Origin of the sequence: Bradyrhizobium sp. McL0616 (genome assembly GCF_049993385.1) — a bacterium.
Taxonomy (GTDB): Bacteria; Pseudomonadota; Alphaproteobacteria; order Rhizobiales; family Xanthobacteraceae; genus Bradyrhizobium.
Map to the genome: position 1 here is coordinate 8087160 of NZ_CP188255.1, position 25210 is coordinate 8112369.

Here is a 25210-nt window from a genome sequence, read left to right on the forward strand (position 1 = left end):
CTCCTGAACAATTCTGGCGCATTTCTGCGTCTCTCGCCGCCTAAAATGGATCTTCCGGCAGCCAAAACAATCGGCCCGCTTGACACTTCATCGTTGCGATATATGCAATAATGCCGATGGACCGCCTCGAAGCCATGCATGTCTTCGTGACCGTCGCCGACCTGCGCGGCTTTGCGCCGGCGGCGCGCAAGCTGCGGCTGTCACCCTCCGCGGTGACCCGGCTGATCGCGGCGCTGGAAGAGCATCTTGGCGCACGGCTGCTGCAACGGACCACGCGGCAGGTAACGCTGACCGACGTCGGCACCCGCTATCTGGAACGCGCCCGGCGGATCCTCGCGGACGTCGAGGAGGCCGATGGCTCCGCACGAGATGAACGCAACCGGCCGAGCGGGCGGCTGGTGGTGTCGGCGCCGGTGGGCTTCGGCCGGCTGCACGTCGGGTCCGTCATGACCGCGTATCTCAAGCGTTATCCCGAGGTCGCCTGCGAATTGCGGCTGTCGGACAATCTCGTCAATCTCGTGGAGGACGCCGTCGATGCCGCGGTGCGGATCGGCCATCTCGCCGATTCCTCGCTGGTCGCACGCCAGGTCGGCGAGATGCGGCGGATCGTGGTGGCGACATCAGGCTATCTGAAACGTCATGGCGAGCCGAGGACGCCGGAAGAATTGCTCGAGCATCAGACCATCGCGTTCGGCCCCGCGACCAATTGGCGCTTCCTGCGCGAGGGCCGCGACATCGAGGTGATGCCGTCTCCCCGTTTCACCAGCAACAGTGCCGACGCAGCCCTACAATATGCGGAAGCAGGTGGCGGCGTGACGCGGGTGCTGGCCTATCAGGCGGCCGAGGGATTGAAGCGCGGACGGCTGAAAATCGTGCTGGCGAAATACGAGCAGCCGGCGCTGCCGATCCACATCGTCTACCCGACCTCGCGCCTGCTCTCGGCCAAGGTGCGCGCGTTCATCGATCTCGTGGTGGAGACGGCGGATTGGAAGTTTGGGTAGACTCACCCCTTCTTCGGCACCACCCGGAACGTTCCGCTGGCGCGCGCGATCACGACGTCGTCCGCCTTCGCCAGGCACTGCGCAAAACAGATCGTGCTGCCGGTCCTGATGACGTCGCTCTCGACCGCGAGCCACTGGCCGATCTCGGCGGAGCCGACGAAATCGACCGAAAGCGAGATCGTGACGAACGACGTGGTCCAGCTCGTCGCCTGCGCACAGCTATAACCCATGGCGTTGTCGGCGAGCACGGCGATGAGGCCACCGTGGATCAGGCCACGGCCGTTGGTGTGTGGCCTTGCCAGCCGAAGACCAATGATGACGGCTTTTTCGGTTTTCTTCGCGTAGAGCGGCTTCCACGGCTCGGTGAGTGGGCTCTCGCGGAGATGTGGCTCGAAGCCTTCGGGAATGTCGGTGTCGGTCATAACTGTCTCGCGTCGCAGGTGGCGTTACCGCCATTGAACGCGATGTGGATGACAGTTTCACCGCCTACAAAGTTTTAAACGACATTTGCGCGGGTGTTTGAAATGGCCTCCGCTGTCATTGCGAGGAGCTCTTGCGACGAAGCAATCCAGACTTTTTCCGTGAAGGCAGTCTGGATTGCTTCGCTACGCTCGCAATGACGGAGTATGTGGCACCGTCCTAAAACGGCAGCCCCACATAGTTCTCCGACAGCGACGTCATCGCCGCCTGGGACTGCGTGACGTAGTCGAGTTCGGCGAGCTGGATGCGCGCTCCGATCGTGCCGGTGTCGGGGAATTTGTGCAGCATCGAGGTCATCCACCAGGAGAATCGCACCGCCTTCCAGACCCGCGCCAGGGCCTTCGCCGAATAGGCATCGATGCCGGCATTCGATTTCTCGTCGTAGAATTCGCGGAACGCGCTGGCGAGATAATGCGCATCGCTGGCCGCGAGGTTCAGTCCCTTGGCGCCGGTCGGCGGCACGATGTGGGCGGCATCGCCGCACAGGAACATCTTGCCGAAGCGCATCGTCTCGGCGACGAAGCTGCGGAGCGGCGCGATGCTCTTCTCGATCGAGGGTCCCGTGACGAGGCTATCGGCTGCCTCCTGGTCGAGCCGGCGCTTCAGTTCGTCCCAGAAGCGTTCGTCCGGCCACTGGTCGACATGGTCGTCGAGCGAGCATTGCACGTAGTGCCGGCTGCGCTTCGCCGAGCGCATGGTACAGAGCGCAAAGCCGCGCGCGTGGTTGGAATAGATCAGCTCATGGCTGACCGGCGGCGTCTCGGACAGGATGCCGAGCCAGCCGAACGGATAGACCCGCTCGAACTCCTCGATCGCCGACGCCGGGACGCTGGCGCGGCTGATGCCGTGAAAACCGTCGCAGCCGGCGATGAAGTCGCAATCGAGCGTGTGGGTGACGCCGTCCTTGACCCAGGTGACGCGCGGGTGGCCGCCGTCGAAATCATGCGGCTGCACGTCCTTGGCCTCGTAGACCGTAGTGAGGCCGGCGGCCTTGCGCGCATTCATCAGGTCGAGCGTGACCTCGGTCTGGCCGTAGATCATGACCGTCTTGCCGGTCGCGGCCTTCATGTCGATGCGGTGACGGCGGCCGGAAAACGCAAGCTCGATGCCCTCATGCAGGAGGCCTTCGGCATGCGCGCGTGCGCCGGCGCCCACTTCATCGAGCAACGCGAGGGTTCCCTCCTCCAGCAGGCCGGCACGGATGCGCCCCAGCACGTAATCCGGGTTCTGCCGCTCCAGAATGACATTATCGATGCCGGATGTGTGCAGCAGTTGCCCAAGCAACAATCCTGCCGGCCCGGCCCCGATGATTGCGACTTTTGTCCGCAATACTTGCTCCTCCCGATTCTGTAGGGTGCGGCGCGGATGCGCTTGTCGCGTTGATCCGCAGACGATAATTATATCATATAACGGTTGGGCAAAAGGGGAGGCTGGTCGCCCGGGCAGCGACAAATCCATGCAACATGGCTGACGTAGACGACGCGCCAGTTCCGGCTTGAACCCGCCGGCCAATTAGATAACATGTTAACTAACGAGACCGGGCCATCGAAGCCCGCCGTCGAAAACAGGGAGAGACGACCGATGAGGAGAGCCTGTCTGGCTTTGCTGCTGGCAGCAAGCGTGACGCCTGCGTTCGCGCAGGACAAGACCTTCGACCTGAAGATCTCGCACTGGGTGCCGGCTTCGCATCCGCTGCAAAAGTCGCTGGAAGACTGGGTGGCCGCGGTGGAGAAGGATTCCGGCGGCACCATCAAGGGCAAGGTGTTTCCGGCCCAGCAGCTCGGCAAGGCGTTCGACCATTACGACATGGCGCGCGACGGCATCGCCGATGTCACCTATGTCAATCCCGGCTATCAGCCCGGCCGCTTCCCGATCGTCGGCGCCGGCGAGCTGCCGTTCCTGATCTCGGATGCCAAGGGCGGCTCGATGGGACTGGACGCCTGGTATCGCAAATATGCCGAGAAGGAGATGAAGGACGTCAAATACTGCCTCGCCTTCGTCCACTCGCCCTCCTCCTTCCACTCCCGCACCAAGAAGATCGTGATGCCGGAGGACGTGAAGGGCCTGAAGATCCGCCCGGCCCACGCCACCATGGCGAATTTCGTCACCTCGCTCGGTGGCACCAACGTGCAGTCCTCCGCGCCTGAAGTGCGCGACATCATCGAGCGCGGCGTCGCCGACGGCGTCACCTTTCCCTGGGGCTCGCTGGTGCTGTTCGGCATCGACAAGGTGACGAAGTACGACATGGAGGCACCGCTCTACACCACGACCTTCGTGTTCGTGATCAACAAGGACAAGTACAATGCGATGTCCGACAAGCAGAAGGCCGCGATCGACAAGAACTGCTCGATCGAAATGGCCGGCGTGGTCGGCGAGCATTGGGGCAAGTTCGAGGACGCCGGCATCGACAAGGTGAAGGCGGAATCCGACCACGAGGTCTACAAGCTGACACCTGATCAGACCGCCGCCTGGAAGAAGGCCGCCGAGCCGCTGGTCAAGACCTGGGCCGACGGCGCCAAGAAGGCCGGCGCCGATCCGGACGCGGCGCTGGCGGATTTGAAGGCGTCGCTGAAGAAGTACAACGCACTGGCGGAGTGACGCCAGGACGCGGCCGGTTCTTCCCCCTCTCCCCGTCCTTACGGGGTGAGGCGGCTGCCTCCACAAAGACGGTGACAACTTGATTCGCTGAGAGTCCCCCTCACCCGAATTCGAGCTGCGCTCGAATTCGACCTCTCCCCGCAAGCGGAGCGAGGTGAAGTCTGCGGCGAGACCGAGATCAAACAATGGCAGCACACAACAGGACACACCCATGAAGCGCGCCTGGATGGATCGCTTTATCGATGCGATCGAATGGATCGCGGCCGCCTTCGTCGGCATTGTCGCGCTCGACATCTTCCTGTCGGTGCTGCTGCGCAACACGCTGAATTATTCGATCCCCGACAGCTTCGACATCGGCCGCATGCTGCTCGGCATCCTCATCTTCTGGGGCATCGCCGCGACGTCGTACCGCGGCACCCACATCACGGTCGACCTGATATGGGCCAATTCAAGCCCGCGCTATCAGCGCTGGATCGACGTGTTCGCAACCCTGGTGCTGCTGTTCGTCGTCACCGTGCAGACATGGACGCTGTTCGACAAGGTGCGCGGCACCTACAACGACAACGTCCAGACCTTCGACATGCACATGCCGACCTGGCCGTTCTTCGCGATCGCCTGGATCGGCGACGTCTCAGCGGTGCTGCTGATCGCGATCCGCACTTACCGGCTGATCTTCCATCCCGAAGAGATGCACGACCCCAAGCTGAAGGCCACGGAGTAATCATGAGCACCGATGCCGTCGCCGTTCTCGGCTTCGTTTCCCTGTTCGCGCTGATGCTGCTGCGCGTGCCCGTCGGCATGGCCATGGGCCTCGTCGGTGTGTCCGGCTTCACCTATCTCGTCGGCGCGACGCCGGCGCTGAAACTGGTCGGCCAGACCTCGATGCGCACGGTCACCGACTACACATTCGGCGTCATCCCGATGTTCCTGCTGATGGGCTCCTTCGTCAGCAATTCCGGCATGAGCCGCGAGCTGTTCCGCGCCGCCAATGGGTTTGTCGGGCATTTGCGCGGTGGCCTCGGCATTGCCACCGTTGGCGCATGCGGCGGCTTCGCCGCGATCTGCGGCTCGTCGGTGGCGACCGCTGCGACCTTCTCCGCCGTCGCCTACCCGGAGATGCGCCGCTTCGGCTATCCGCAGTCCTTCGCCACCGGCGTGATCGCCGCCGGCGGCACGCTCGGCGCGATGCTGCCACCCTCCACCGTGCTCGCGGTCTACGGCATCATTACCGAGCAGGACATCGGCAAGCTCTTCATCGCCGGCATCATCCCGGGCCTGCTGGCGATGACCATGTACATGATCACGATCTTCCTGATCGGCTACTTCCGACCCGACTTCCTGCCCAAGGGCAAGGTGCTGCCGTGGCGCGAGCGCTTTGCCGGCTTGAAGGACATCTGGGCGCCGGTGCTGCTGTTCGTCTTCGTCATCGGCGGCCTCTACGGCCTGCCCTACCTGCCGCGTTTCACGCCGACGGAAGCCGGCGGAGTCGGCGCTACCGGCGCCTTCATCATCGGCGTGGTCACGGGCCGGCTCGACCGCGAAAAGATCTTTGCGTCGTTGCTGCAGGCCACGCGCACGGCGGCGGCCGTCTTCACGGTACTGATCGGCGCGCTGATCTTCGGCTATTTCCTCACGGTGACGCAGACCCCGCAGAAAGTGACGGAGTTTCTGACTGGCCTCGGCCTCGGCCCCTACGGCGTGCTGGCGCTGATCATGGTGATGTATCTCGTGCTCGGCTGCCTGATGGACGCCATGGCGATGATCATCCTCACCGTGCCGATCATCTTCCCCGTGATCATGCACCTTGGATTTGACCCGATCTGGTTCGGCGTCATCATCGTGATGACGGTCGAGCTCGGCCTGATCCATCCGCCGGTTGGCATGAACGTCTTCGTCATCAAGAGCGTGGTGAAGGACGTGTCGTTCTCCACCATCTTCAAGGGCGTGCTTCCGTTCGTGGCGACGGACCTGGTGCGGCTGGTGATCCTGATCGCATTCCCGCTGCTGGCGACCTGGCTGCCGACGCGCATGATGGCGCATTGAGAGGCAACGCAATGACCACACCGACGCTCGAAACAAAATACGTCTTCAGCATCACCGCGAAGATCGGCGACGTCGTCACCGCCGGCGAGACCGGCATCGGCGTCCGCCGCATCATTCCGATCATCGGCGGCGAGGTGAAAGGCGCGATCACCGGCAAGGTGCTGCCGTTCGGCGCCGACTTCCAGACCATTCGTCCCAACGAGCTGATCGACCTCGAAGCCAAATACGCCTTCGAGACCGACGACGGCGCCACCGTCTATGTCGAGAACAAGGGCATGCGGTTCGGCCCCGTCGAGCTGTTGCAAAAGCTCAAGCGCGGCGAGCCGGTCGACCCGAAGCTGATCTATTTCCGCACCGTGCCAAGATTCGAGACCGGACACGAAAAGTATCGCTGGCTGATGGAGCACATTTTTGTGGGCTCAGCCGCGCGGCATGCTGACCGCGTGGTGATCGACGTGCATCAGGTGGTGTGAGGGCGGCAGCCCCTGTCATTGCGAGCGAAGCGAAGCAATCCAGTCTGTCTCCTCGGAGGGACACTGGATTGCTTCGCTTGGCTCGCAATGACGGAGGATATGGCGACAAAAGCGCGTTACAACGCACTCCTCGTCCCCTGACAGTTCCGTGCCCACTGGGGCTATATCCTGCCCCTTCCCATATTGACTCCTTCCAAATTCGTTATACAACATAACTATTCTGATAAGGACGCAAATGACACAGGGAAACGCCGAGACCGCTGACGCGGGCGCCTCCGGGCTATTGAGCATCGAGCGGGTGGACCGGGTTTTGACCGTGGGTCTGAACCGGCCAGCCAAGCGCAATGCGCTCAATGACGGCATCATCCTGGACATCGGCGAATGCTTTGCGTCCCTGCCCGAGGACATCGGCGCGGTAGTCATCCACGGCATCGGCGATCACTTCTCCTCCGGCCTCGACCTGTCCGAACTCCAGGACCACGACGCCACCGGCGGCCTCCTCCATTCTCAAATGTGGCACCGGGTGTTCGACCGCATCCAGTACAGCCGCGTGCCCGTGATCGCCGCGCTCAAGGGCGCAGTAATTGGCGGCGGGCTGGAGCTCGCCTGCTCCGCGCATATCCGCGTCGCGGAACCCTCGACCTATTTTGCGCTGCCCGAGGGGCAACGCGGCATCTTCGTCGGTGGCGGCGGCTCGGTGCGGCTGCCGCGGCTGATCGGCGTCGCGCGAATGATGGACATGATGCTGACGGGGCGGGTCTATTCCGCGACCGAGGGTGCCTCCTACGGCTTTGCGCAATATGTGACGGAGGCCGGCAACGGCCTCGCCAAGGCGGTGGAGCTTGCGACCAAGATCGCCTCCAACGCGCCGCTGACGAATTTCGCCGTGCTCCAGGCACTGCCGATGATCGCGGAGGCCAATCCGCAGACCGGCCTCTTGATGGAATCGCTGATGGCGACGGTGGCGCAGAGCGACAAGGAAGCAAAGCGCAGGATCCGCGAATTCCTCGAGCACAAGACCGCCAAGGTAAAGCCGAAGTCATGAGCGCACAGCCGTCCTCGTCCAGCACAGAGCGCGGCGCGAGCACTTCCCCGCTGCGACCGATCTCGTTCGGCGATCCCGTCATCGATATTGATCGTCGCGACGACGGCACGATTTACCTGCGGCCCAAGCAGCCGCTCGGCGACTATCCCGCCCGCATCACCGACCGCCTGCATCATTGGGCGAAGACCACACCCGACCGCGTCTTCATGGCCGAGCGCGAAGGCGGCCGCGGCTGGCGCAAGATCACCTATGCCGAGCTGCTCACCGCGAGCCGGCATATCGCCTCCGCACTGATCCAGCGCGGCCTGTCGGCAGAGCGGCCGGTCGTGATCCTCTCCGGCAATTCGATCGACCATGCGCTCATAGCCTTCGGCGCGTTCTATGCCGGCATTCCGTTCTGTCCGGTGTCACCGGCTTATTCGCTGGTGTCGAAGGATTACGGCAAACTGTCCTATCTGATGAAGCTCTTGACGCCCGGCCTCGTCTTCGCCGAGGACGCCGACAGATTCGCGGATGCACTGTCAGCCAACGTCTCGCTCGGCACCGAGATCGCCGCGTCCTACGGCAGCGTGCCGGGCCGCGATGTCACGTTGCTCGCCGACCTGATGGCGACGCCAATCCGCAGCGATCTCGACAACGTCCACGGCAAAATCGGTCCCGACACGATCGCGAAATTCCTGCTGACGTCGGGCTCGACCGGCAATCCCAAGGCCGTCATCAACACCCAGCGCATGATCTGCGCCAATCAGGTGATGCTGCGCGAGACGCTCGCCTTCCTCAAGGACGAACCGCCGGTCATCATCGACTGGCTGCCCTGGAACCACACCTTTGGCGGCAATCACAATATCGGGCTGACGCTCTACAATGGCGGCTCGATGTATCTGGACGCCGGCAAGCCGATGCCCGGCGGCATCGAGGAGACCGTGCGCAATCTCCAGGAGATTTCGCCGACGGTCTATTTCAACGTGCCCAAGGGCTACGAATCGCTGCTGCCTTATCTGCGCGACGACCAGGGGCTTCGCGCAAAGTTCTTCGACCGGCTGCACGCGATGTTCTTCTCGGGCGCAGCGCTGTCGCCCTTCGTCTGGAACAGTCTCGACGAGCTCGCGGTGAAGGAGAAGGGCTATCGCGTGCCGATGCTGACTGGCTTGGGAGCCACCGAGACCGCGCCGTTCTTCATGTCGGTCAACCCGCGCACCAGCCGCTCCGGCCATGTCGGACTTCCCGTGTCGGGCAATGACGCCAAGCTCGTGCCGAACAACGGCAAGATGGAAGTGCGCTGCAAGGGGCCGAACGTGATGCCCGGCTACTGGCGCCAGCCCGAGATCACCGCAAAGTCTTTCGACGAAGAGGGCTTTTACAAGCTCGGTGACGCGCTCAAGCCCGCCGATCCCGATGATCTCAATGCCGGCTTCGATTTCGACGGCCGCATCGGTGAGGATTTCAAGCTCGGCAGCGGCACCTGGGTCAGCGTCGGTCCGCTGCGTGCGCGCTTCGTAGCCGCCTGTGCGCCGCTGGTGCGCGACGTCGTCATCGCCGGCATCAACCGCGACGAGGTCTCCGCGCTGGTGCTGCTCGATCTCGACGGCTGCCGCCTGATCAATCCCACGCTGCCGGCCGACAATCTCACCGTCACCGCGCGCGACCGGCTGGTGCGCGAGGCTTTTCGCGAGCGCCTGACGCACTTCCTGGCCTCGGCCACCGGCTCCTCGACGCGGATCACGCGCGCAATCCTCGTGGATACGCCGCTCTCGATCGACAAGGGCGAGGTCACCGACAAGGGCTCGATCAACCAGCGCGCGGTGCTGGAGCATCGCAGCGCGCTGATCGACGAGCTCTATGCTGCCAATCCATCGGACCGTGTGATATCGGTCGGTTAAGAAATCATCGCCAAAGGAGAACGCCATGTTGTTGAAGGATCAGGCAGCCATCGTCACCGGCGGTGCATCGGGACTCGGCGCCGCCACCGCGCGAAAGCTGGCGGCGCAGGGCGCCAAGATCGCGGTGTTCGACCTTAATTCCAAGCTCGCGGAGACCGTTGCCGCTGAGATCAAGGGCGTGGCCGTGACCTGCGACGTCTCCGACGCCGCCTCCGCCGAAGCTGCAATCGCGCAGGCGACCAAGGCCCATGGCCCGGCACGCGTGCTGGTCAATTGCGCCGGCATTGGCGTCGCAAAACGCGTGGTCGGCCGCGACGGACCGATGGCGCTTGCCGATTTCGACAAGGTCATCAAGGTCAATCTGATCGGCACCTTCAACATGTTGCGTCTCGCCGCAACCGAGATGTCCAAGCTGGAGCCGCAGGCGACCGGCGAGCGCGGCGTCATCATCAACACGGCCTCGGTTGCAGCCTATGATGGCCAGATCGGCCAATCGGCCTATTCGGCCTCCAAGGGCGGCATCGTCGGCATGACGCTGCCGATCGCGCGCGAGCTGGCGCAATTCGGCGTCCGTGTGCTCACCATTGCACCCGGCCTGTTCCTTACGCCCCTGCTCGCCAACCTGCCGCAGGAAGCCCAGGATTCGCTCGCTGCCGCCATCCCCTTCCCGCGCCGGCTCGGCCACGCCGACGAGTTCGCCGCGCTGGCCCTGCACATGGTCGAGAACTCTTACCTCAACGGCGAAGTGGTGCGCCTCGACGGCTCGCTGCGCATGGCGCCCAAGTAACTTCGTAGAGTAAGGCGAGCACCGCATGTTCGTGAACCGGCGCGACGTTCAGATCCAGTGGGGCGATTGCGACCCCGCAAATATCGTCTACTACCCGCGCTATTTCGCGATGTTCGACGATTCGACGTCGACCCTGTTCGAGGTCGCCGGGTTCTCCAAGCAGGACCTGGTCCGCAAATACGGCCTGGTGGGGATCCCCATGGTCGACACGCGGTCCAAGTTCTACATCCCCTCGACCTATGGCGACTGGATCACCATCGAAACCAAGATCGAGAGCATCAAGCGCTCGAGCTTCGAGGTGAAGCACAGCGTCTACAAGGGCGAGTCGCTGGCGATCGAGGGTTTTGAGACCCGCGTCCTGGTCGGCCGCGATCCCGTTAACCCCGACAAGCTGAAATCGGCACCGTTTCCGGCGGAAATGGTAGCGAAATTCACAGGGAGTTAAATTTGGAGCTAAATCGCCACATCGCCAAAAGACGGGGCTGAATTCGCCCCGGATTTCTGCTTTCAAAGAAACACATAAGGGAGGAATAAATGAAACGCTTTTACCTGACCGCCGCCATCGCAGCCGCTGCGCTGGCGCTGCCGGCCCTGCCCGCTCTGGCCCAGACCGCTGAAATCACCATCGGCATCACCACCACCACGACCGGCCCGGGCGCAGCCCTCGGCATTCCCGAGCGCAACGCGCTGGAGTTCGTGCCGAAGGAGATCGGTGGCGTGCCGCTGAAGGTGATCGTGCTCGACGACGGCGGCGACCCCACCACCGCGACCACCAACGCCCGCCGATTCGTCACCGAATCCAAGGCCGACATCATCATGGGCTCGGCGCTGACACCCCCGACGATCGCAGTCTCCAACGTCGCCAACGAAGCCGGCATTCCGCATTTCGGCCTGGCGCCGTTTCCGATCACGCCGGAACGCATGAAGTGGTCGGTGGCGATGCCGCAGCCGATTCCGATCATGGGCAAGGTGCTCTACGAGCACATGAAGTCGAAGGGTGTGAAGACAGTCGGCTATATCGGCTATTCCGACTCCTATGGCGATCTCTGGTTCAACGACTTCAAGGCCCAGGGCGTGCCGATGGGGATGACTTTGGCCGACGAAGAACGCTTCGCCCGGCCCGACACGTCGGTAACCGGCCAGGTTCTGAAGCTCGTTGCCGCCAATCCCGACGCGATCCTGGTCGGTGCTTCCGGCACCGCGGCCGCGCTGCCGCAGACCGAACTGCGCGAGCGCGGCTATCAGGGCCTGATCTACCAGACCCATGGCGCGGCCAGCATGGATTTCATCCGCATCGCCGGCAAGGCGGCGGAAGGCGTGCTGATGGCATCGGGCCCGGTGATGGACCCCGAGGATCAGCCGGACGAGGCCGCGACCAAGAAGCCGGGCCTCGCGCTCAACACGGCCTATGAAGGCAAATACGGCCCGAACAGCCGCAGCCAGTTCGCCGGCCATTCCTACGATGCCTTCGAGATCCTCAAACGCGTCATCCCGACGGCGTTGAAGACGGCAAAGCCCGGCACGCCGGAATTCCGCGAGGCGATTCGCCAGGCGCTGCTGTCGGAACGGGAAATCGCGGCGAGCCAGGGCGTCTACAATTTCACCGAAAAGGACCGCTACGGCCTCGACGACCGCTCGCGCATCCTGCTCACGGTGAAGAACGGCAAATACACGCTCGCAAAGTAAGCGCGCCGACAGTTCTGAGACAACGAGAGCCGGCCCAATGGGCCGGCTCTTTGCTTTTGCGATCCGCCTGAGTGGCTTCAGGCCGCCTGCCGCTGCGGCATCCAGGCGAACTCCGGATAATACGCATCCATCATGCGGTCGACATAGGCGGTGAGGTTCGGAAATCCTTCAGCTCGCTCGCGCAAACGGGATTCGAAGAACGGCGTCAGAATCCCGGCAAGCGCGCCGAACGCGGTCGCATCGACGCCACTGGGTCTGTTGCCCATCAGGTAGGACTTGTCGCCCAGCTGCACCGAGAGCGCAAACAGCGAGCGCACGGCGAGATCGACGTCGTCATCGGGCCCATGGCGGCCGAGGCCGGAGAGCAGATAGTTCTCGGCGACACGGAATTGCGCGTCTTCGCGCAGCTTCTCGCGGTTATGCTCCGGCGCACCATCAAAGAAATGCGCGGGCCCCTTGGCGAAATTGACGGCGTCGACCCAGCGCGCGCCGACCAGCGACCAATAGACGTGATGCTCGATCATGCGCTCGAACGCCCAGGCCTGCGCGCGCTCCTGCAACGAGAGCCCGGCGTCGAAGTCAAAGCCGTAGCGCCGTTCGATATGGGCGCGAATGAAGGTAGAATCGGCCACCGCCTCGCCGCCATCGTCGATGAAGGGTAGCTGCCCCTTCGGCGAGGCCGGCGGCATGGCGCGCTCTTTCCGGTAGGGCAGTCCCGCCATCTTGAGCTGCACCTCCGTCTTGGTGACGAAGGGGCTGATTTCCGGCAGGCCGAAGCCGGTGCCAAAGCCGTAAAGCGTGATCATGAAAGCTCTCCTGGACGACCGAAAGAGTTGACGGAACTTACCTGCCGACTGCTGCCACCATGGTGGCAGCAGTCGTGATATCCTTTGCGAAACGGGCCCCTCGCCAGGCGCGGCCCATAAAGTGGCGGACCAGCGCGTCCGCGGCCTGGACCAGCGAGCGCGTCACCACGCTTGCGAATGCAACGCGAAGGTCGACGGCCATGAGATCAGGGGATACGAGACGGCTGAACGCCCGGGCCCGCCAAGCCTTGACGTTGAAGGCCTGGACGTTGAAAGCCAAGACCTTGAAAACCAAGACCTTGCAAACCAGGACCTTGAAAGCCTCGGCCCGCCACAACGGACCAGCCGGGCCGAAATGGGTTGGAATGATCATGGACAAACCCTCTTCAATCGATGTGTTGTCCCGGTATAGAACTCCCCTGCTGCCAACATCCTGTCAGCAGCCGCGCGCCGTTTTTCAAAATTGATCACCGATAAGAGAATTGTCATGAGACGCGCGGACCGGCTGTTTCAGATCATCCAGGTGCTGAGGCGCACGCGTAAGCCGCTGACGGCGGATGCGATCGCGGCCGAGCTCGAGACCTCGAAGCGCACCATCTATCGCGACATCGCGACGCTGATGGGCCAGCGCGTGCCGATCCGCGGCGAAGCCGGCATGGGCTACATTCTGGAGAAGGGTTTTGACCTGCCGCCGCTCATGCTGACACCCGATGAGATCGAGGCGGCGGTGCTGGGCGCGCAATGGGTCGCCGGCCATGCCGATTCCGCTCTGGCGCGTGCGGCTGAAGATTTGATGGCCAAGATCGCCGACACCGTCCCGGAGCGCCTGCGCCCCTTCGTGCTTGAGCCCGCAAGCCGCGCGCGGCCGAGCTGGAACAGGGAGCCGGATCGCCTGGACATGGCGCGCACGCGCACGCACATCCACGAGGGCAAGAAGATCCTGCTGCGCTATCGCGACGAGCATGACCGCCCCAGCGAACGCATGATCTGGCCGATTTCGGTCGGCTATCTCGAAGCGGTGCGCCTGCTCGCGGCCTGGTGCGAGCTGCGCAGCGACTTCCGCAGCTTCCGTACCGACCGCGTGGTGGACGCGACTTATCTCGACGAGAGATATCCGGAGCGGCGCGACGTGCTGCGCGCGAAATGGCGGCAGAGCCTGGTCTGGGGCCCGCCAAAGGACACGTGACGACGATGGATCAGACGCCCGCGATCGGCCTTTCAAGCCTCTGCCAGAGTTGCGGCGCCTGCTGCGGCTATTCGGCGAACTGGCCGCGTTTCTCGATCGAGAGCGACGATGAGCTTGCGTTGATCCCGGAGGCGCTCGTCAACGAACGGCAATCCGGCATGCGCTGCGAGGGCGATCGCTGTTCAGCACTGCGTGGAGAGATCGGGAAAGAGACCGCTTGCGGCATCTATGAGGTGCGGCCGGAGGTGTGTCGCACCTGCATGCCGGGCGACGCCGAATGCGCGATGGCGCGGCGGAAGTTCAAGCTGCCAGCGATCGAACCAATTTAAGCAGGAACGGCTTCCGTGATCTCGTCGTCGATCTCGTCCTCGAGCGGTGCGAGCACCGAGAGCGGCTTGGTCGACAGCGTGATCGGCTTGCGGCCGGCTGACAGTGACGGTGACGCTTTGGCTGGGCCCTCGCGCGACAGCGCGTAGAGCGTCGAGCCGACACGGCCGCCGTTCTCGATCAGATCGCGCTCGCTACAGCTGGCCGCGATCGCGACCGCCAGCGAATGCAGATGGCTGCGGCGATAGCAGAACAGCGCCAGCATGGCGCGCGCGTCAGGGGAAACACTCTCAACCAGCCTCGGCAGGCCGCTCTCGCTGGCGCGGTACATTTCGCCAAGGAGCTCGTCGCGGACCGGGCAGAAATCGCTTTCATAGGCGTCGCGGCTTGAAAACATTGCAGTTCTCCCTCGATGCCGAAGATGCAGCGCAATTCTCTAATGAAAGGTTAACCACCCTGGGCGGTAGTCACCCGGGGTCCTTGCGCCTATGGCTCGAATCAGTGGGGCGGGGCAGGCACTTTCCCCGTGGCCATCCTTCGAGACACCCGCCCAGGGCGGGCCCTCAGGATGAGGCCTGAGGTTGTGGCGGGGTTGTCGATCCTCATGGTGAGGAGCGTCGCCTTCGGCGCGTCTAACGGACGATGCTTCGCATCGCCGCGAGAACCATGAGGCCGAGCAGCCGCCGAGGGCTGACCGCCTCAGTTCGCCGCCATGAAGATGGAGAGGCCGAAGCCGGTGAGGTGATGAAGCGCCTGGTCGACGCCGATCAGGGTCCAGAACCAGGGGTGCTCCTGGTTAACGCCGAAATTGGCCGACACCAGTCCTTTGGCGCGGTCGATCGTGATGTGGATTGCGAAATCAATCAGCGCCACGAACCAGAACCGCGGCGCGACGATCAGGATCAGCGGCAGCGCAACTGCAAGGTGAATCAGGCAATGCACCAGAAGCGGCAAAGCCCAGCCGTGCTTCTGGTCCTTGCCTTGCGCCATCCAGGCCGTCTGCAAAACGAAATCGGCGATGATGTGCTTGAAGGTGAGCAGCAACATCCAGCCAATGAGCGCTTCGACCGGAATCGCCGATGACATGGGTGGAAACGACAAAGCTGACGCCCTCGTTGACTCAAAAGAAAAAAAATGGAGCGTTCAGCGCAACTTCTTCTTGGCCCCGTCAGATCATCGGGACCGATGATTTATGACATCTCCCGAGGCGGAATGCAGCCGGGGGGAACCGGAAAATCACCAACTGTGGCTAAACGGTGATAGGACGACAGATCGCCGCGGATGAGTTGGGTAAGGTTACCTTCGGCGCGGAATTTGCATTCTATCGCCGGAGCGCTATCATCCCCAGGTAGAGGAATATCTTTCTTTTTTCAGACGCTTACGAATTTTCGAGCGCGTGCAGCCGGCAATTCCGTGCCGCCCGCGATGTCAGGAATTAGGCCAGAGTGCTGCCATGAGTGCTGAAGGCCCGCCCTCGTCGACCGAGCTTCCGCCGCCCCGGCGCCCCAAGGTGATCAAGACCAATCAGCAGCAGGTCCTGCTCTACGTCGTGCTGACCCTGCTGCTGTCGCTTGCCACCGTCTGGGCCGGCCGTGCCATGTTGCACAATTCGGAGACGCTGATCTTTGCCGTCGGCGCCCCCAACAGCGACGAGGCCCTGTTCGCGACCAAGCTCGCCGCGGTGCTGAAGAACAACGCCTCGCGCTTCCGGGTCAAGGTCGTCAACACCCCCGACAACACGAAAGCGATCACGCAGTTTGACCGCAAGCAGGCAGATCTCGCAGTCCTGCGCACCGACGCCAAGGTGCCTGCGCGGGCGCGCACGCTCGCGATCCTGGAGCACGATCTCGTCCTCCTGCTCGGTCCCGGCAACAAGAAGATCAAGTCGCTGGCCGAACTGAAAAAGAAGAAGGTCGCAGTCGTCGCCGAAAACGAGTCCTCGCTCGCCTTCGTCCGCAGCATCCTCGACATTCCCGACGGTCCCGACGCCGCCAAGATCCAGATGGCGCCGCAGGGCGCGACCCTCGACAAGCTGTTTGCGCCGGCCAGCGGCTTTGGCGCGGTGATCGCCATCGTTCACGCTTCGAAGGCCGTGCGGGACAAGGCCTATGAGCAGGTCGCAAAACGCGGCGGCTTCACGCTGAACGCGATCGACGAAGCCAAGGCGCTGGCGCGCAAATTCCCCGGCATATCCGACGAGACCCTGACGGCGGGCACGCTGTCGGCTTCGCCCGAGATTCCCGATGACGATCTCGACACGATCGGGCTCGAATGGCTGCTGGTCGCACAATCCAAGATGTCGGCGACCACCGCCGGCGACCTCGCGCGCATCGTCTACGAGAACAAGTCCGCCCTTGGGCTCGACAGCGGCTTCGCGACCCACATCGAACCGGCCTCCGTCGAGAAGGACGCCTTCGTGATGGCGCATCAGGGGGCGGCCGACTACATCAACGACGACACCAAGTCGTTCATGGACAAGTACAGCGACCTGATGTACCTGGGCGCCGGCGCGCTCAGCGTCATCGGCTCGATCTTTGCCGCGATCTACGCCAAGATCACCCGGGTCGCGCCGGAGAAGGCCAGCGAACTCGCCACCGCCATCCTCGATATCGGCGAACGCATCGAGCACGCTCATTCGCTGGATCAGCTCGAATGTCTCCAGGACGAGCTCGAGAGCATTTTGCGCGGCGCGGTCATCGGCCTCAGGGACGGCACCATCAGCACCGACGGGCTCGATACCTTCAAGCTCGGCTATGAATTCGTGCGCGACGAGATCGGGATGCGCCGAGGCTACCTGAAGCGGCACGCCGGCGAGACCGACAAGGCCGCCCGCGAGGCCACCCCTGTCCCGGACGACGACACCAATGTCGTGGTGGTGAAGACGGCTCAGAGTGCCTGACCTATCGATTCGGAGGATTTGAAATCGAGTCTGGCCGGGGTTTTCGACGAATCACGTCTCTGGGAACCGTCTCGGGTTACAATGGTTGGTTCCCGGTACAATCCGAGAACGCACCATGCGTATGCTCCTTCTCATCATCTTGCTGGGAATGCTGGTTGCGGTTGGCTACTTCGCTTATTCGGCCATGTCGATCGTGGGCGAGCCGATCCCGACGGAAGGTTACGTGGCGCTGGCGCTGGGAGCGGGATTCTCCGTTGCCGTCGGCATCGGTTTGATGACGCTGCTATTCTTGAGCAGCCGCCGCGGCTATGACGAGCCGCCCCATTTCAAGTAACGGCTGAACCCGCCTCGAAATCAACCACCCGCACCGAAGGCCGGCGCCTGTCGTTGACGGCCTCCGCCCGGGCATGCACTTTGGCGCGCAAGTCCCATCCGGGACCTTAAAGACCGATCTCAAGACCGGGCCGCCTTTCTGCATGTCCAAGCCGATGATTCCCGCTCTGGCCCAGTTCGTGGCCGCCACGGCCGGCCGCAACATGACCAAAGCCGCCTATGTAGCGGTGACCGTCGGCGTGCTCAGCATGGTGCTGCTGACGGTCGATCCCGCCTACGAAACCGCGCATCGCTGGGTCGATCTGCTGCTGTGGGCCTGCCTCGTCTATTTCGTGTTCGAATGGCTGGTCCGGCTGCGCCACATGGCGCGGCAGCAGCGGCTGGCGCTCTACATGTCCTCCTCCGCCGGGCTGGTCGATGCGGTCGGGGCGCTGGCCGTGCCGGTCGCGCTGATACTCGGCGCCGAGCCGAAGACGGCCTGGCTGCTCAGCGTGCTCTGGGTCTTGAAGGTGGTGCCGGGCATTCCCGGCCTGCGCCAGCTTCGCCGCGTGCTGGTGCTGGAATCGGGCCCGCTGCTCAGCGTGCTCGTGATCTTCCTGATGGTGGTCTTCCTCGCCTCCGTCGCCGAATATTTTCTCGAGCGGGACGTGCAGCCGCAGACCTTTGGCAGCGTCCCGGCCGCGCTGTGGTGGGCCGTTGTAACGCTGACGACGACGGGCTATGGCGATGCCGTGCCGGTGACGCCGGCGGGTCGCATGGTGGCAGCGCTGGTGATGATCTCCGGTCTCGGCGTGTTCGGCCTCTGGACCGGTATTCTGGCGACGGGGTTTGCGGCCGAGACCCGGCGCGACAATTTCCTCAAGACTTGGGAATCCGTCAGCAAGGTGCCGTTCTTCGCAGCGCTCGGACCTGCGGCTATCGCCGACGTCACCCACATGCTGCGCACCATGGAGCTGCCGGCGCGCACCATGATCATCCGCAAGGGTGCGCAGGGCGACTGCATGTATTTCATCGCGGCCGGCGAGGTCGAGGTCGACCTGCCCGGCAAGAAGGTCCAGCTAGGGGACGGCGCTTTCTTCGGCGAGATGGCGCTGCTCGGCAACAACATGCGCGGCGCCAACGTCTCGACCACGAAGGTCTCACGGCTCCTCGTGCTCGATCTCGTCGATTTCCGCGTGCTGATGGCACGGCACCCCGATCTCGCCGAGACTATCGACGCCGAGGCCAAGCGGCGTACGCTCGAAAACAAGTAAATGGAGACAAGAATGTCGGATCTAGCCGACGCGGCAAGCCCGCCCGTGCTCGAAATCGCCGGCGCACGCGCCACCATCCGCCTCAACCGGCCCAAGCATCTCAACCGGCTCCAGGCCGAAGATCTCGGCGAACTCGTCAAGCTGTTCGACCGGATCGAGGCCGATCCAGCGATCCGCGTGCTGGTGCTGACCGGCACTGGGCGCGCCTTCTCCGCCGGTTATGATCTCAACTCGGTAGCCGAGCGCGCGGTGAGCGCCAACGAGCAGCAGAGCGCGGGCTCGGCCTTCGAAGTGGTCGTCAATCGCCTCGAGGATCTCGGCGTGCCGACGATCTGCCGGCTCAACGGCGGCGTCTATGGTGGCTCGACCGATCTCGCGCTCGCCTGCGACTTCCGCATCGGAGTCGACACCGCCGAGATGTTCATGCCGGCGGCGCGCCTCGGGCTGCACTACTACAGGAGCGGCATCAAACGCTACGTGACCCGGCTCGGTGTCGACAACGCGAAGAAGCTGTTCCTGACCGCGCAGAAGATCAGCGCGCCGGAGATGCTGCGCATCGGCTATCTCACCGCCATGGTCGCGGTGGAATTTCTGGACGAGGAGGTCGACAAGCTCGCCAACATTCTTGCCGGCAACGCGCCGAACGCGATGCGCGGCATGAAGCGCGCCATCAACGAATTCGCCCGCGGCGAACTCGACGAGCAAGCCGCAGACCAGCGCCACCGCGACAGCATGAGCGGCGACGAGATCAAGGAAGGCATCAAGGCGTTCGCGGAGAAGCGAGCACCAAAATTCTGATCACGCCCGCTTCGACCGCATCGCGCGCACCTGTGTGAGCTTGGGATCGCGGAGGAGCGCCTGGTAGCGTTTGCTGTCGATGGCGTAGATTGCGATCCGGCCCTCACGGTCGGCATGAACGCCCCAGCCGAAGCGCTTGCTCAAGCTCGACGCCCTCATGCACGCCTGCCCCCGAGAGAAGAACGCTTCACGGGCTGCATGCTTCTCCGTTTTCGTCGCCTTCACATCGAGCTCGCGTCCCGGCGCAGACGTCGCGAAGATCACGTCGTCGGACGTATATTTGTAGGGTGCCTTGGCGATCATCCCGTATTGCAGGCAAGCCACCGTCGGCTTTCCCGCGCGCAGCGGCGGCTCCTCGCCAGTACGCGCGGGACAGTCTTCGGCAACCCGGATGAAGGTGTTGAAGCAATTGGTCGTGTGCATCGGCTTCGTCATCTGCAACCCTGGATCATTCAACCACCGGCCGCAGCGGCATGCTGCGCCGCCATCTCATCGTCGGCGGCATTGATCCGCTGGAACGCAGGCCGCGACGTGATCCGCTCGGAGTAACGGACGAACACGTCTTTCTTCGGCACGATACCGAACATCATCGTCCAGCTGAACGCGACACCCCACAGGATGTCGGCGGCCGTCATCCGCTCGCCGAGCAGATACGGCCCCTTTGAGAGCTGCGCCTCGAGCGCGCCCAGCATGGTATCGTAATCGGCATAGGGCGACTGCATGATCGGCGCAGGCTCGCGCTGCATGAACTTGTCGATCAGGGCTGGCTCGAACGAGGAGCCGTAGTAGGCGGTCCAGCGCAAATAGGGACCGCGCAGCGGATCGCTCAGCGCGGGCGCGAGCCCTGCCTGCGGGAACAGGTCTGCGAGATAGATGTAAATGGCGACCTGCTCGGTCACGAGCGCCTCGCGGTCGCGGATCGCCGGCACCTTGCCGAGCGGGTTGACGGCGAGATAGGCCGGCTGCCGCTGCTCTCCGGCCTTCATGTTGAGGATATGGAGATCGTAGGAAGCGCCAAGCTCCTCCAGCAGCACCCGCGTGCCGGTGGCACGGCTTTGCGGCGAATAATACAGCGTGATGCGGTTCGGATCGGTCATGGCGGTCTCCATCTGGCCGGCTGGCGATGGTGCAATGTAGACCACCATACCTGACATCCTGTGTCAGGTATGGTTTAAGGAAGCATGCGCGCGAGCCGGATGCTGTCGATCCTCACCACCCTTCAGGCGCGGGGGCAGGTCACCGCGCCTGAGCTTGCGGAAGCCTGCGACGTGTCGGTGCGCACGATCTATCGCGACATCGACGCGCTCGCGGCATCCGGCGTGCCCGTCTATGCCGACCGCGGCGCCGAGGGCGGTTATCGCCTGCTCGATGGCTACCGGGTGCGGCTGAACGGCTTGTCGCAGGGTGAGGCGGAGGCGCTGTTCCTCACCGGGCTGCCGGGCCCGGCTGCGGCGCTCGGGCTGGATGCGGCGATGATTGCCGCACAGAACAAGCTGATGGCGGCGCTGCCTGCCAATCTGCGCGCGGACGCCAGCCGGATGCAGGAGCGCTTTTACCTGGACGCGCCGGGCTGGTTTGGCGAGGCGGAAGACCCAAAGCACCTGCGTGCCATTGCCGGCGCGGCCTTGCGGGGGACGCTGATCAAGATCCGCTACCAGAGCTGGCGCGCGGAGAAGCAGCGCCGTGTCGCCCCGCTGGGCCTCGTGCTGAAGGGCGGCAGCTGGTATCTCGCAGGGCTCGTCGACGGCAGCGTGCGCACCTACCGCGTCGCGCGCGTGCTCGACTGCATCGCGCTCGACGACCACTTCGACCGTCCCGCCGATTTCGACCTTGCCGCCTATTGGCAGTCCGCGACGCTTCGGCTCGAAGCCGAGATGCATCCCAATGTCGCGATCGTCCGGCTGTCCCCGCTCGGCGTCAAACTGCTGGACGCGCTGAGCCAGCCTTACGTCAGGGCGCGCACGCGGATTGATGAGACTGCCGACGCCGACGGCTGGCGCATAGCCCGCGTGCCGACCGGCAAGACGTCGTGGCATGCCGCGGCCGAATTGTTGCGGCTCGGGCCCGAGGCCGACGTGCTGGAGCCTGCCGATCTCCGCGAGAAGATGGCGGAGTTGACCCAGGCGATGGCTACGCGCTATCGCGCATCGTCGCAGGGTGCAAAGTGCACGGCGCGAAAAGCCTGATCGCGGCCCATCGCGCGCGTCCTACGAAACAATCCTGAAACACGATTCTCCGATCGGGCCATGAACGCGTTCGCGCTTCGGCTCGACCGAGATGCAGGGACACAACAACGGCCCGGCGCCACACTGGAGAATGAATATGTTTCGTAAGCTTGCTCTTGGTCTGATTGCTGCCGGCTCGCTCGGCGTTGCCGCTCTCGCACCCACCGCCGCCTCGGCCCACGGCTTCCACCACTGGGGTCCCGGCTGGGGCTTCGGTTATGGCGGGCTCTACGTCAACACCGGCGTCAGCAACTGCTACCAGGAGCGCGCCGTCCCGACCCGCCACGGCGTACGCGTGCGCGTCGTGAATGTCTGCGGCTACGGGATCTACTGACATCTGGCGTCCAAGAAAACGTTCACGACAAAGCCCCGATCGCAGCGCGATCGGGACTTTGCGTTCAGCAATTAGCTTGCCTGCCGCTGCCGGCGAAACCAGTCCCAGGTCTCGCGTGTGGTCGCGATGTAGCCACGGCCCCGATGGACGATCTCGCCGTCGACGATGCCGTTCAGTTTCGGCAGCGCGTGAAACGGGATCGAGGGATAGGCGTGGTGCTCGACGTGATAGGGCATGTTCCACGCAATCCATTTGACGACCGTGCCGGTATAGGTGGTGCGGGTGTTTTCGAAGGCGCTGCGGGTGTGCTCGCAGCCGGTGTGCTCGGCATAGAGATAGGGCCGCAGGAAGAATTGCCCGATGATCAGCGGCACGATCCAGACCCAGAGCAGCAGCGCCGAGGCGAACCACAGCGACAGCGCGAGTAGTGGCGCATAGAGCGCCACATAGACGCGCGCCTCGGCCACGATGGTGGCGCGCTTGGTCTCGGGGATCCAGGGCACGCTGACCTTGCCGGCGACGGCATGACCGAGCATCAGCCAGAGCCGGCCGGCAACCTGAAGCAGGCCACTATAGGCGATCGCGAGCTGCGTGTCGGATGTCGGCTTCACGCCGACGATCAGCTCCGGGTCCTTGTCGGGATCCTGGGTGTAGCGGTGATGGTCCCAGTGAAACAGGCAGTAATATTCGTAAGGCAAGCCGATGATGAAGGCCGAGAGATAGCCGACGGCGAGATTGAGGCCGCGGCTTTTAAACGCCGTCTTGTGCGCGGTCTCGTGCACCGCCATGAACAGGAAGGCGACGAGATAGCCCTGCACCGCCATCAGCGGCAGGGCCCAGAGCACACCGTAGTTCGAAGAGACTTTCCAGATCAGCGCGCCCACCAGCATGATCACGCCGTAATGACCGAGGGTTTGCGCGGCACCCCTCAGGTTCGACCGGGCCGACAATTCGCGCAGCATCGCCGGTGTCAGCGGCTTCAGGCGATGGGCGGGCTCTGAAATGGTCGCCTCAGTCATGGTCGCATGGCTCACTTGCTGAGGAGGGCAGCGACCTCCGCCTTGAGGAAGGCGTGGTCGCGCGGATTGTTGACGGGATTGCCGGCACGATGGCCGTGAACCGACGGGATCGGACGCAGCACCGCGGATTTTGCGTTGACCACGCGGCCGAGCTCGTCCTCGTTGTCGCGGACGTCAAAATAGCGATCGGTGGCGCCCGGCATCAGCAGCATATGCGCCTTGATCGCCCCCAGCGCGCGATCGAAATCGCCACTGAAGGCAGCACAGCGGCTGATGTCACCAGACTGCCAGATGCCGATTTGCGCCAGCAGATCGTTGGCGTCGCGCCGGGCGAAGGTCGTATCCCAGGCGCGGACGAGATAATCTTCGAGCGAGGTGAAGCCAGCCTCGCGCCAGATTTCATCGCGATAAAAGCCGTGCGACATCGCCCAGCCGGCATAGATACGTCCCATCGCGCGAAAACCCGCGACGGGCTTTTCGACGAAGCGGCCGTCGCGGAAGGCGGGATCGGTGGTGAGCGCGGCTTTCACGCTTTCGAGGAAGACGTAATTGTACGGCGCGCAGCGCGCGCTGCCGCAAACCACAGCGGCGCGCTCGACCATGTCGGGGTGAAGAGCCGCCCAGTGATAGGTCTGCATACCGCCCATCGACCAGCCATAAACCAGCGCGAGCTTTGAGATACCGAAGCGCTCGGTCAGCAACCGATGCTGGATCGCGATGGCATCGTGATAAGTGACTTGCGGGAACGGCGCAGCGGAATGCGACGGCGAGGATGACAAGCCGTTGCCGAACAGGTTCGGGATGACGATGAAGTAGCGCTCGGGATCGAGCACGCCGCCGGGCTGGATCAGCCACTCGGTGTCGTAGTGCTGCGCGCTGAACGAGGTCGGGTAGAGGATGACGTTGTCCTTGGCTGGATTAAGCCGGCCGAAGGTCTTGTAGGCGAGCTTCAGCGCAGGGAAGACGGCGCCCGATTGAAGCGTAACGTCGCCCGCTTCAAAGATCTCATAATCGCGCTCTGGCATCCGCCCGGCTCCCGCTTACGCGGCCGCAGAACGCGCCGCCGGTTCGACGATGCATCGATCATGCCGAACCAGCAAACGCATCGTTGCGTCCGCGATTGATATGTGTACAAATAGTACAGTTAATTAAAATGAGCAAGGAAAATCGGACCGGCTCAGGCGATGGCCGCGATATACCGCTCCACGGATGCCGCGAACGCTGCCTTGGCGCCGGCAGCGATGTTGCGGCCCCACCAGGCGCCGTAGATACGCTCGAAGGCGAGCGGCTCCACGGCAGCTGCAATCCTTCTCACCGCGGCTGCGTTGAGCGGCATGTAGTTCGGATAGGAATACATGAAGCTGACGAAGCGCCGATCCATCGTCACCTGTGCGATGTCGCCGGTGAGCAGAGCCCCCTTGCCGTCCGCTCCGGACGCATAATGCAACATGGTGGCGCCGGCGAAGTGGCCGCCGGTGCGCAGGAGCAGTACGTCGTCGGAGATGCGATGGCGATCTCCGGTCCAGTGTACGATCGATGAACAGGGCCGCGTCACCCACTCGCGATCATCCGCATGCAGGTAGACTGGAATGCCGCCGAAGGCCTCGCTCCAGTCCGCGAGCGCGCCATAATAATGCGGATGCGAGATCGCGATCGCCTTGAGACCGCCCAGCGAGCGGACATGCGCGACCGCCTCCGGCGTTGCCAGCGGTATGCAATCCCACATGAGGTAACCATCATCCAGCGGCACCAATAACGCGCGCTGGCCGATAGCAAAGTTCGGCTCGAGCGCGATTCCGGTCAGACCAAGATCGTCGCGCCAGTCCAGGCGATGTTTCTCCGCTAGCGCCTCGCGTGTGAGGAAGGCTTGTCCCTTCCAGCCGACGAACTGCCGTTCGTCCTCGCAGATCGGACAGCATGCCGGCGGCTTATCACTGTCCGGGAATTGCGCGCCGCAGGTTTCGCAGGTCCAGAGGGGCATGACTTATGCTCCGTGAGCGGATCGCGTACATCGGTTGAACACTGTCATTGCAAGGA

Annotated in this window: 29 protein-coding genes; 18 read left to right on the forward strand and 11 right to left on the reverse strand. The window is 63.5% G+C overall.

Annotated elements, in window-relative coordinates; genetic code table 11:
* Nucleotides 1-116 precede the first annotated feature (116 nt).
* Entirely contained in the window at nt 117-1001 is an 885-nt protein-coding gene (locus tag ACPPVR_RS39050) for a LysR family transcriptional regulator (RefSeq protein WP_426611792.1), read from the forward strand.
* A gap of 2 nt (nt 1002-1003) precedes the next feature.
* On the opposite strand, the gene ACPPVR_RS39055 is transcribed toward ACPPVR_RS39050, so the two are convergent.
* Both ACPPVR_RS39055 and pobA read right to left on the reverse strand, forming a co-directional pair.
* Nucleotides 1004-1423: a PaaI family thioesterase gene (locus tag ACPPVR_RS39055; RefSeq protein WP_426611793.1), complete on the reverse strand. Its 420-nt coding sequence runs from the start codon at nt 1421-1423 to the stop codon at nt 1004-1006.
* Between the two features lie 217 nt (nt 1424-1640).
* Nucleotides 1641-2810 (reverse strand): 4-hydroxybenzoate 3-monooxygenase, encoded by a 1170-nt coding sequence (pobA, locus tag ACPPVR_RS39060; RefSeq protein ID WP_426611794.1) that lies wholly within the window; start codon nt 2808-2810, stop codon nt 1641-1643.
* A 252-nt stretch (nt 2811-3062) separates the two neighbouring features.
* On the opposite strand from pobA, the gene ACPPVR_RS39065 reads away from it, so the two are divergent.
* From ACPPVR_RS39065 to ACPPVR_RS39105, 9 genes are all read left to right on the forward strand, one after another.
* On the forward strand, nt 3063-4079 hold the full coding sequence (locus ACPPVR_RS39065) for a TRAP transporter substrate-binding protein (RefSeq protein ID WP_426611795.1): 1017 nt from the start codon (nt 3063-3065) through the stop codon (nt 4077-4079).
* A 211-nt stretch (nt 4080-4290) separates the two neighbouring features.
* On the forward strand, nt 4291-4800 hold the full coding sequence (locus ACPPVR_RS39070) for a TRAP transporter small permease (protein WP_426611796.1): 510 nt from the start codon (nt 4291-4293) through the stop codon (nt 4798-4800).
* 2 nt (nt 4801-4802) lie between these two features.
* Complete coding sequence (locus tag ACPPVR_RS39075; RefSeq protein ID WP_426611797.1) at nt 4803-6122, forward strand: TRAP transporter large permease; 1320 nt, start codon at nt 4803-4805, stop codon at nt 6120-6122.
* Nucleotides 6123-6133: 11 nt separating this feature from the next.
* Nucleotides 6134-6595 carry a DUF3237 domain-containing protein gene (locus ACPPVR_RS39080; RefSeq protein WP_426611798.1) on the forward strand — a complete coding sequence of 154 codons (462 nt, stop codon included), beginning with the start codon at nt 6134-6136 and terminating at the stop codon, nt 6593-6595.
* A 235-nt stretch (nt 6596-6830) separates the two neighbouring features.
* Nucleotides 6831-7640, forward strand: a complete 810-nt coding sequence (locus ACPPVR_RS39085; protein ID WP_426611799.1) for a crotonase/enoyl-CoA hydratase family protein — start codon at nt 6831-6833, stop codon at nt 7638-7640.
* Nucleotides 7637-9520 carry a feruloyl-CoA synthase gene (locus tag ACPPVR_RS39090; protein WP_426611800.1) on the forward strand — a complete coding sequence of 628 codons (1884 nt, stop codon included), beginning with the start codon at nt 7637-7639 and terminating at the stop codon, nt 9518-9520. Before ACPPVR_RS39085 ends, ACPPVR_RS39090 begins: the two co-directional genes overlap by 4 nt.
* 25 nt (nt 9521-9545) lie before the next feature.
* A complete protein-coding gene (locus ACPPVR_RS39095; protein ID WP_426611801.1) occupies nt 9546-10307 on the forward strand; it encodes an SDR family NAD(P)-dependent oxidoreductase in 762 nt (253 codons plus the stop codon).
* A 25-nt stretch (nt 10308-10332) separates the two neighbouring features.
* Nucleotides 10333-10752 (forward strand): acyl-CoA thioesterase, encoded by a 420-nt coding sequence (locus ACPPVR_RS39100; protein WP_426611802.1) that lies wholly within the window; start codon nt 10333-10335, stop codon nt 10750-10752.
* A gap of 89 nt (nt 10753-10841) precedes the next feature.
* Nucleotides 10842-11993: an ABC transporter substrate-binding protein gene (locus ACPPVR_RS39105; protein WP_426611803.1), complete on the forward strand. Its 1152-nt coding sequence runs from the start codon at nt 10842-10844 to the stop codon at nt 11991-11993.
* Between the two features lie 77 nt (nt 11994-12070).
* Here the strand turns inward: ACPPVR_RS39105 and ACPPVR_RS39110 are convergent, their stop codons facing one another.
* Together ACPPVR_RS39110 and ACPPVR_RS39115 are read right to left on the reverse strand one after the other, a co-directional pair.
* Nucleotides 12071-12799 carry a glutathione S-transferase family protein gene (locus ACPPVR_RS39110; RefSeq protein ID WP_426611804.1) on the reverse strand — a complete coding sequence of 243 codons (729 nt, stop codon included), beginning with the start codon at nt 12797-12799 and terminating at the stop codon, nt 12071-12073.
* 37 nt (nt 12800-12836) lie between these two features.
* Nucleotides 12837-13172, reverse strand: a complete 336-nt coding sequence (locus tag ACPPVR_RS39115; RefSeq protein ID WP_426611805.1) for a hypothetical protein — start codon at nt 13170-13172, stop codon at nt 12837-12839.
* Between the two features lie 114 nt (nt 13173-13286).
* Between ACPPVR_RS39115 and ACPPVR_RS39120 the strand changes: the two genes are divergently transcribed.
* Both ACPPVR_RS39120 and ACPPVR_RS39125 read left to right on the forward strand, forming a co-directional pair.
* Nucleotides 13287-13985 (forward strand): helix-turn-helix transcriptional regulator, encoded by a 699-nt coding sequence (locus ACPPVR_RS39120; protein WP_426611806.1) that lies wholly within the window; start codon nt 13287-13289, stop codon nt 13983-13985.
* A gap of 5 nt (nt 13986-13990) precedes the next feature.
* Nucleotides 13991-14314 (forward strand): YkgJ family cysteine cluster protein, encoded by a 324-nt coding sequence (locus ACPPVR_RS39125; protein WP_426611807.1) that lies wholly within the window; start codon nt 13991-13993, stop codon nt 14312-14314.
* Here the strand turns inward: ACPPVR_RS39125 and ACPPVR_RS39130 are convergent.
* On the reverse strand, nt 14311-14709 hold the full coding sequence (locus tag ACPPVR_RS39130; RefSeq protein ID WP_426611808.1) for a hypothetical protein: 399 nt from the start codon (nt 14707-14709) through the stop codon (nt 14311-14313). The genes ACPPVR_RS39125 and ACPPVR_RS39130 overlap by 4 nt on opposite strands.
* Nucleotides 14710-15011: 302 nt before the next feature.
* Nucleotides 15012-15359 (reverse strand): DUF3307 domain-containing protein, encoded by a 348-nt coding sequence (locus ACPPVR_RS39135; RefSeq protein WP_045005783.1) that lies wholly within the window; start codon nt 15357-15359, stop codon nt 15012-15014.
* A gap of 406 nt (nt 15360-15765) precedes the next feature.
* Between ACPPVR_RS39135 and ACPPVR_RS39140 the strand changes: the two genes are divergently transcribed.
* The 4 genes from ACPPVR_RS39140 (at nt 15766) to ACPPVR_RS39155 (ending at nt 19595) form a co-directional block, all read left to right on the forward strand.
* Nucleotides 15766-17211, forward strand: a complete 1446-nt coding sequence (locus ACPPVR_RS39140) for a TAXI family TRAP transporter solute-binding subunit (protein WP_426611809.1) — start codon at nt 15766-15768, stop codon at nt 17209-17211.
* Between the two features lie 115 nt (nt 17212-17326).
* Nucleotides 17327-17545 carry a hypothetical protein gene (locus ACPPVR_RS39145; RefSeq protein WP_426611810.1) on the forward strand — a complete coding sequence of 73 codons (219 nt, stop codon included), beginning with the start codon at nt 17327-17329 and terminating at the stop codon, nt 17543-17545.
* Between the two features lie 142 nt (nt 17546-17687).
* Nucleotides 17688-18797, forward strand: coding sequence for a cyclic nucleotide-gated ion channel (locus ACPPVR_RS39150; protein WP_426611811.1), 1110 nt, complete (start codon nt 17688-17690; stop codon nt 18795-18797).
* Nucleotides 18798-18809: 12 nt separating this feature from the next.
* Complete coding sequence (locus ACPPVR_RS39155; RefSeq protein WP_426611812.1) at nt 18810-19595, forward strand: enoyl-CoA hydratase/isomerase family protein; 786 nt, start codon at nt 18810-18812, stop codon at nt 19593-19595.
* Here ACPPVR_RS39155 and ACPPVR_RS39160 read toward each other — a convergent pair whose 3' ends face one another.
* Both ACPPVR_RS39160 and ACPPVR_RS39165 read right to left on the reverse strand, forming a co-directional pair.
* A complete protein-coding gene (locus ACPPVR_RS39160) occupies nt 19596-20030 on the reverse strand; it encodes a DUF6157 family protein (protein WP_426611813.1) in 435 nt (144 codons plus the stop codon).
* Between the two features lie 17 nt (nt 20031-20047).
* Entirely contained in the window at nt 20048-20692 is a 645-nt protein-coding gene (locus ACPPVR_RS39165; RefSeq protein WP_426616277.1) for a glutathione S-transferase family protein, read from the reverse strand.
* 84 nt (nt 20693-20776) lie between these two features.
* Between ACPPVR_RS39165 and ACPPVR_RS39170 the strand changes: the two genes are divergently transcribed.
* A complete protein-coding gene (locus ACPPVR_RS39170; RefSeq protein ID WP_426611814.1) occupies nt 20777-21781 on the forward strand; it encodes a helix-turn-helix transcriptional regulator in 1005 nt (334 codons plus the stop codon).
* Between the two features lie 136 nt (nt 21782-21917).
* Nucleotides 21918-22154, forward strand: coding sequence for a hypothetical protein (locus tag ACPPVR_RS39175; protein WP_426611815.1), 237 nt, complete (start codon nt 21918-21920; stop codon nt 22152-22154).
* Nucleotides 22155-22225: 71 nt separating this feature from the next.
* Here ACPPVR_RS39175 and ACPPVR_RS39180 read toward each other — a convergent pair whose 3' ends face one another.
* From ACPPVR_RS39180 to ACPPVR_RS39190, 3 genes are all read right to left on the reverse strand, one after another.
* Nucleotides 22226-23173: a fatty acid desaturase gene (locus tag ACPPVR_RS39180; RefSeq protein ID WP_426611816.1), complete on the reverse strand. Its 948-nt coding sequence runs from the start codon at nt 23171-23173 to the stop codon at nt 22226-22228.
* An 11-nt stretch (nt 23174-23184) separates the two neighbouring features.
* Nucleotides 23185-24198, reverse strand: a complete 1014-nt coding sequence (locus ACPPVR_RS39185; protein ID WP_426611817.1) for an alpha/beta fold hydrolase — start codon at nt 24196-24198, stop codon at nt 23185-23187.
* Nucleotides 24199-24350: 152 nt separating this feature from the next.
* The gene (locus ACPPVR_RS39190) at nt 24351-25154 is read right to left on the reverse strand and encodes an MBL fold metallo-hydrolase (protein ID WP_426611818.1); all 804 of its coding nucleotides are present in this window, start codon (nt 25152-25154) and stop codon (nt 24351-24353) included.
* Nucleotides 25155-25210: the final 56 nt, after the last annotated feature.

Coding starts and splice junctions, on each gene's coding strand:
- ACPPVR_RS39050 (WP_426611792.1), top strand. CDS start 117: ATGGACCGCCTCGAAGCCATGCATGTCTTCGTGACCGTCGCCGACCTG.
- ACPPVR_RS39055 (WP_426611793.1), bottom strand. CDS start 1,423: ATGACCGACACCGACATTCCCGAAGGCTTCGAGCCACATCTCCGCGAG.
- ACPPVR_RS39065 (WP_426611795.1), top strand. CDS start 3,063: ATGAGGAGAGCCTGTCTGGCTTTGCTGCTGGCAGCAAGCGTGACGCCT.
- ACPPVR_RS39070 (WP_426611796.1), top strand. CDS start 4,291: ATGAAGCGCGCCTGGATGGATCGCTTTATCGATGCGATCGAATGGATC.
- ACPPVR_RS39075 (WP_426611797.1), top strand. CDS start 4,803: ATGAGCACCGATGCCGTCGCCGTTCTCGGCTTCGTTTCCCTGTTCGCG.
- ACPPVR_RS39080 (WP_426611798.1), top strand. CDS start 6,134: ATGACCACACCGACGCTCGAAACAAAATACGTCTTCAGCATCACCGCG.
- ACPPVR_RS39085 (WP_426611799.1), top strand. CDS start 6,831: ATGACACAGGGAAACGCCGAGACCGCTGACGCGGGCGCCTCCGGGCTA.
- ACPPVR_RS39090 (WP_426611800.1), top strand. CDS start 7,637: ATGAGCGCACAGCCGTCCTCGTCCAGCACAGAGCGCGGCGCGAGCACT.
- ACPPVR_RS39095 (WP_426611801.1), top strand. CDS start 9,546: ATGTTGTTGAAGGATCAGGCAGCCATCGTCACCGGCGGTGCATCGGGA.
- ACPPVR_RS39100 (WP_426611802.1), top strand. CDS start 10,333: ATGTTCGTGAACCGGCGCGACGTTCAGATCCAGTGGGGCGATTGCGAC.
- ACPPVR_RS39105 (WP_426611803.1), top strand. CDS start 10,842: ATGAAACGCTTTTACCTGACCGCCGCCATCGCAGCCGCTGCGCTGGCG.
- ACPPVR_RS39110 (WP_426611804.1), bottom strand. CDS start 12,799: ATGATCACGCTTTACGGCTTTGGCACCGGCTTCGGCCTGCCGGAAATC.
- ACPPVR_RS39115 (WP_426611805.1), bottom strand. CDS start 13,172: ATGATCATTCCAACCCATTTCGGCCCGGCTGGTCCGTTGTGGCGGGCC.
- ACPPVR_RS39120 (WP_426611806.1), top strand. CDS start 13,287: ATGAGACGCGCGGACCGGCTGTTTCAGATCATCCAGGTGCTGAGGCGC.
- ACPPVR_RS39125 (WP_426611807.1), top strand. CDS start 13,991: ATGGATCAGACGCCCGCGATCGGCCTTTCAAGCCTCTGCCAGAGTTGC.
- ACPPVR_RS39130 (WP_426611808.1), bottom strand. CDS start 14,709: ATGTTTTCAAGCCGCGACGCCTATGAAAGCGATTTCTGCCCGGTCCGC.
- ACPPVR_RS39135 (WP_045005783.1), bottom strand. CDS start 15,359: ATGTTGCTGCTCACCTTCAAGCACATCATCGCCGATTTCGTTTTGCAG.
- ACPPVR_RS39140 (WP_426611809.1), top strand. CDS start 15,766: ATGAGTGCTGAAGGCCCGCCCTCGTCGACCGAGCTTCCGCCGCCCCGG.
- ACPPVR_RS39145 (WP_426611810.1), top strand. CDS start 17,327: ATGCGTATGCTCCTTCTCATCATCTTGCTGGGAATGCTGGTTGCGGTT.
- ACPPVR_RS39150 (WP_426611811.1), top strand. CDS start 17,688: ATGTCCAAGCCGATGATTCCCGCTCTGGCCCAGTTCGTGGCCGCCACG.
- ACPPVR_RS39155 (WP_426611812.1), top strand. CDS start 18,810: ATGTCGGATCTAGCCGACGCGGCAAGCCCGCCCGTGCTCGAAATCGCC.
- ACPPVR_RS39160 (WP_426611813.1), bottom strand. CDS start 20,030: ATGACGAAGCCGATGCACACGACCAATTGCTTCAACACCTTCATCCGG.
- ACPPVR_RS39165 (WP_426616277.1), bottom strand. CDS start 20,692: ATGACCGATCCGAACCGCATCACGCTGTATTATTCGCCGCAAAGCCGT.
- ACPPVR_RS39170 (WP_426611814.1), top strand. CDS start 20,777: ATGCGCGCGAGCCGGATGCTGTCGATCCTCACCACCCTTCAGGCGCGG.
- ACPPVR_RS39175 (WP_426611815.1), top strand. CDS start 21,918: ATGTTTCGTAAGCTTGCTCTTGGTCTGATTGCTGCCGGCTCGCTCGGC.
- ACPPVR_RS39180 (WP_426611816.1), bottom strand. CDS start 23,173: ATGACTGAGGCGACCATTTCAGAGCCCGCCCATCGCCTGAAGCCGCTG.
- ACPPVR_RS39185 (WP_426611817.1), bottom strand. CDS start 24,198: ATGCCAGAGCGCGATTATGAGATCTTTGAAGCGGGCGACGTTACGCTT.
- ACPPVR_RS39190 (WP_426611818.1), bottom strand. CDS start 25,154: ATGCCCCTCTGGACCTGCGAAACCTGCGGCGCGCAATTCCCGGACAGT.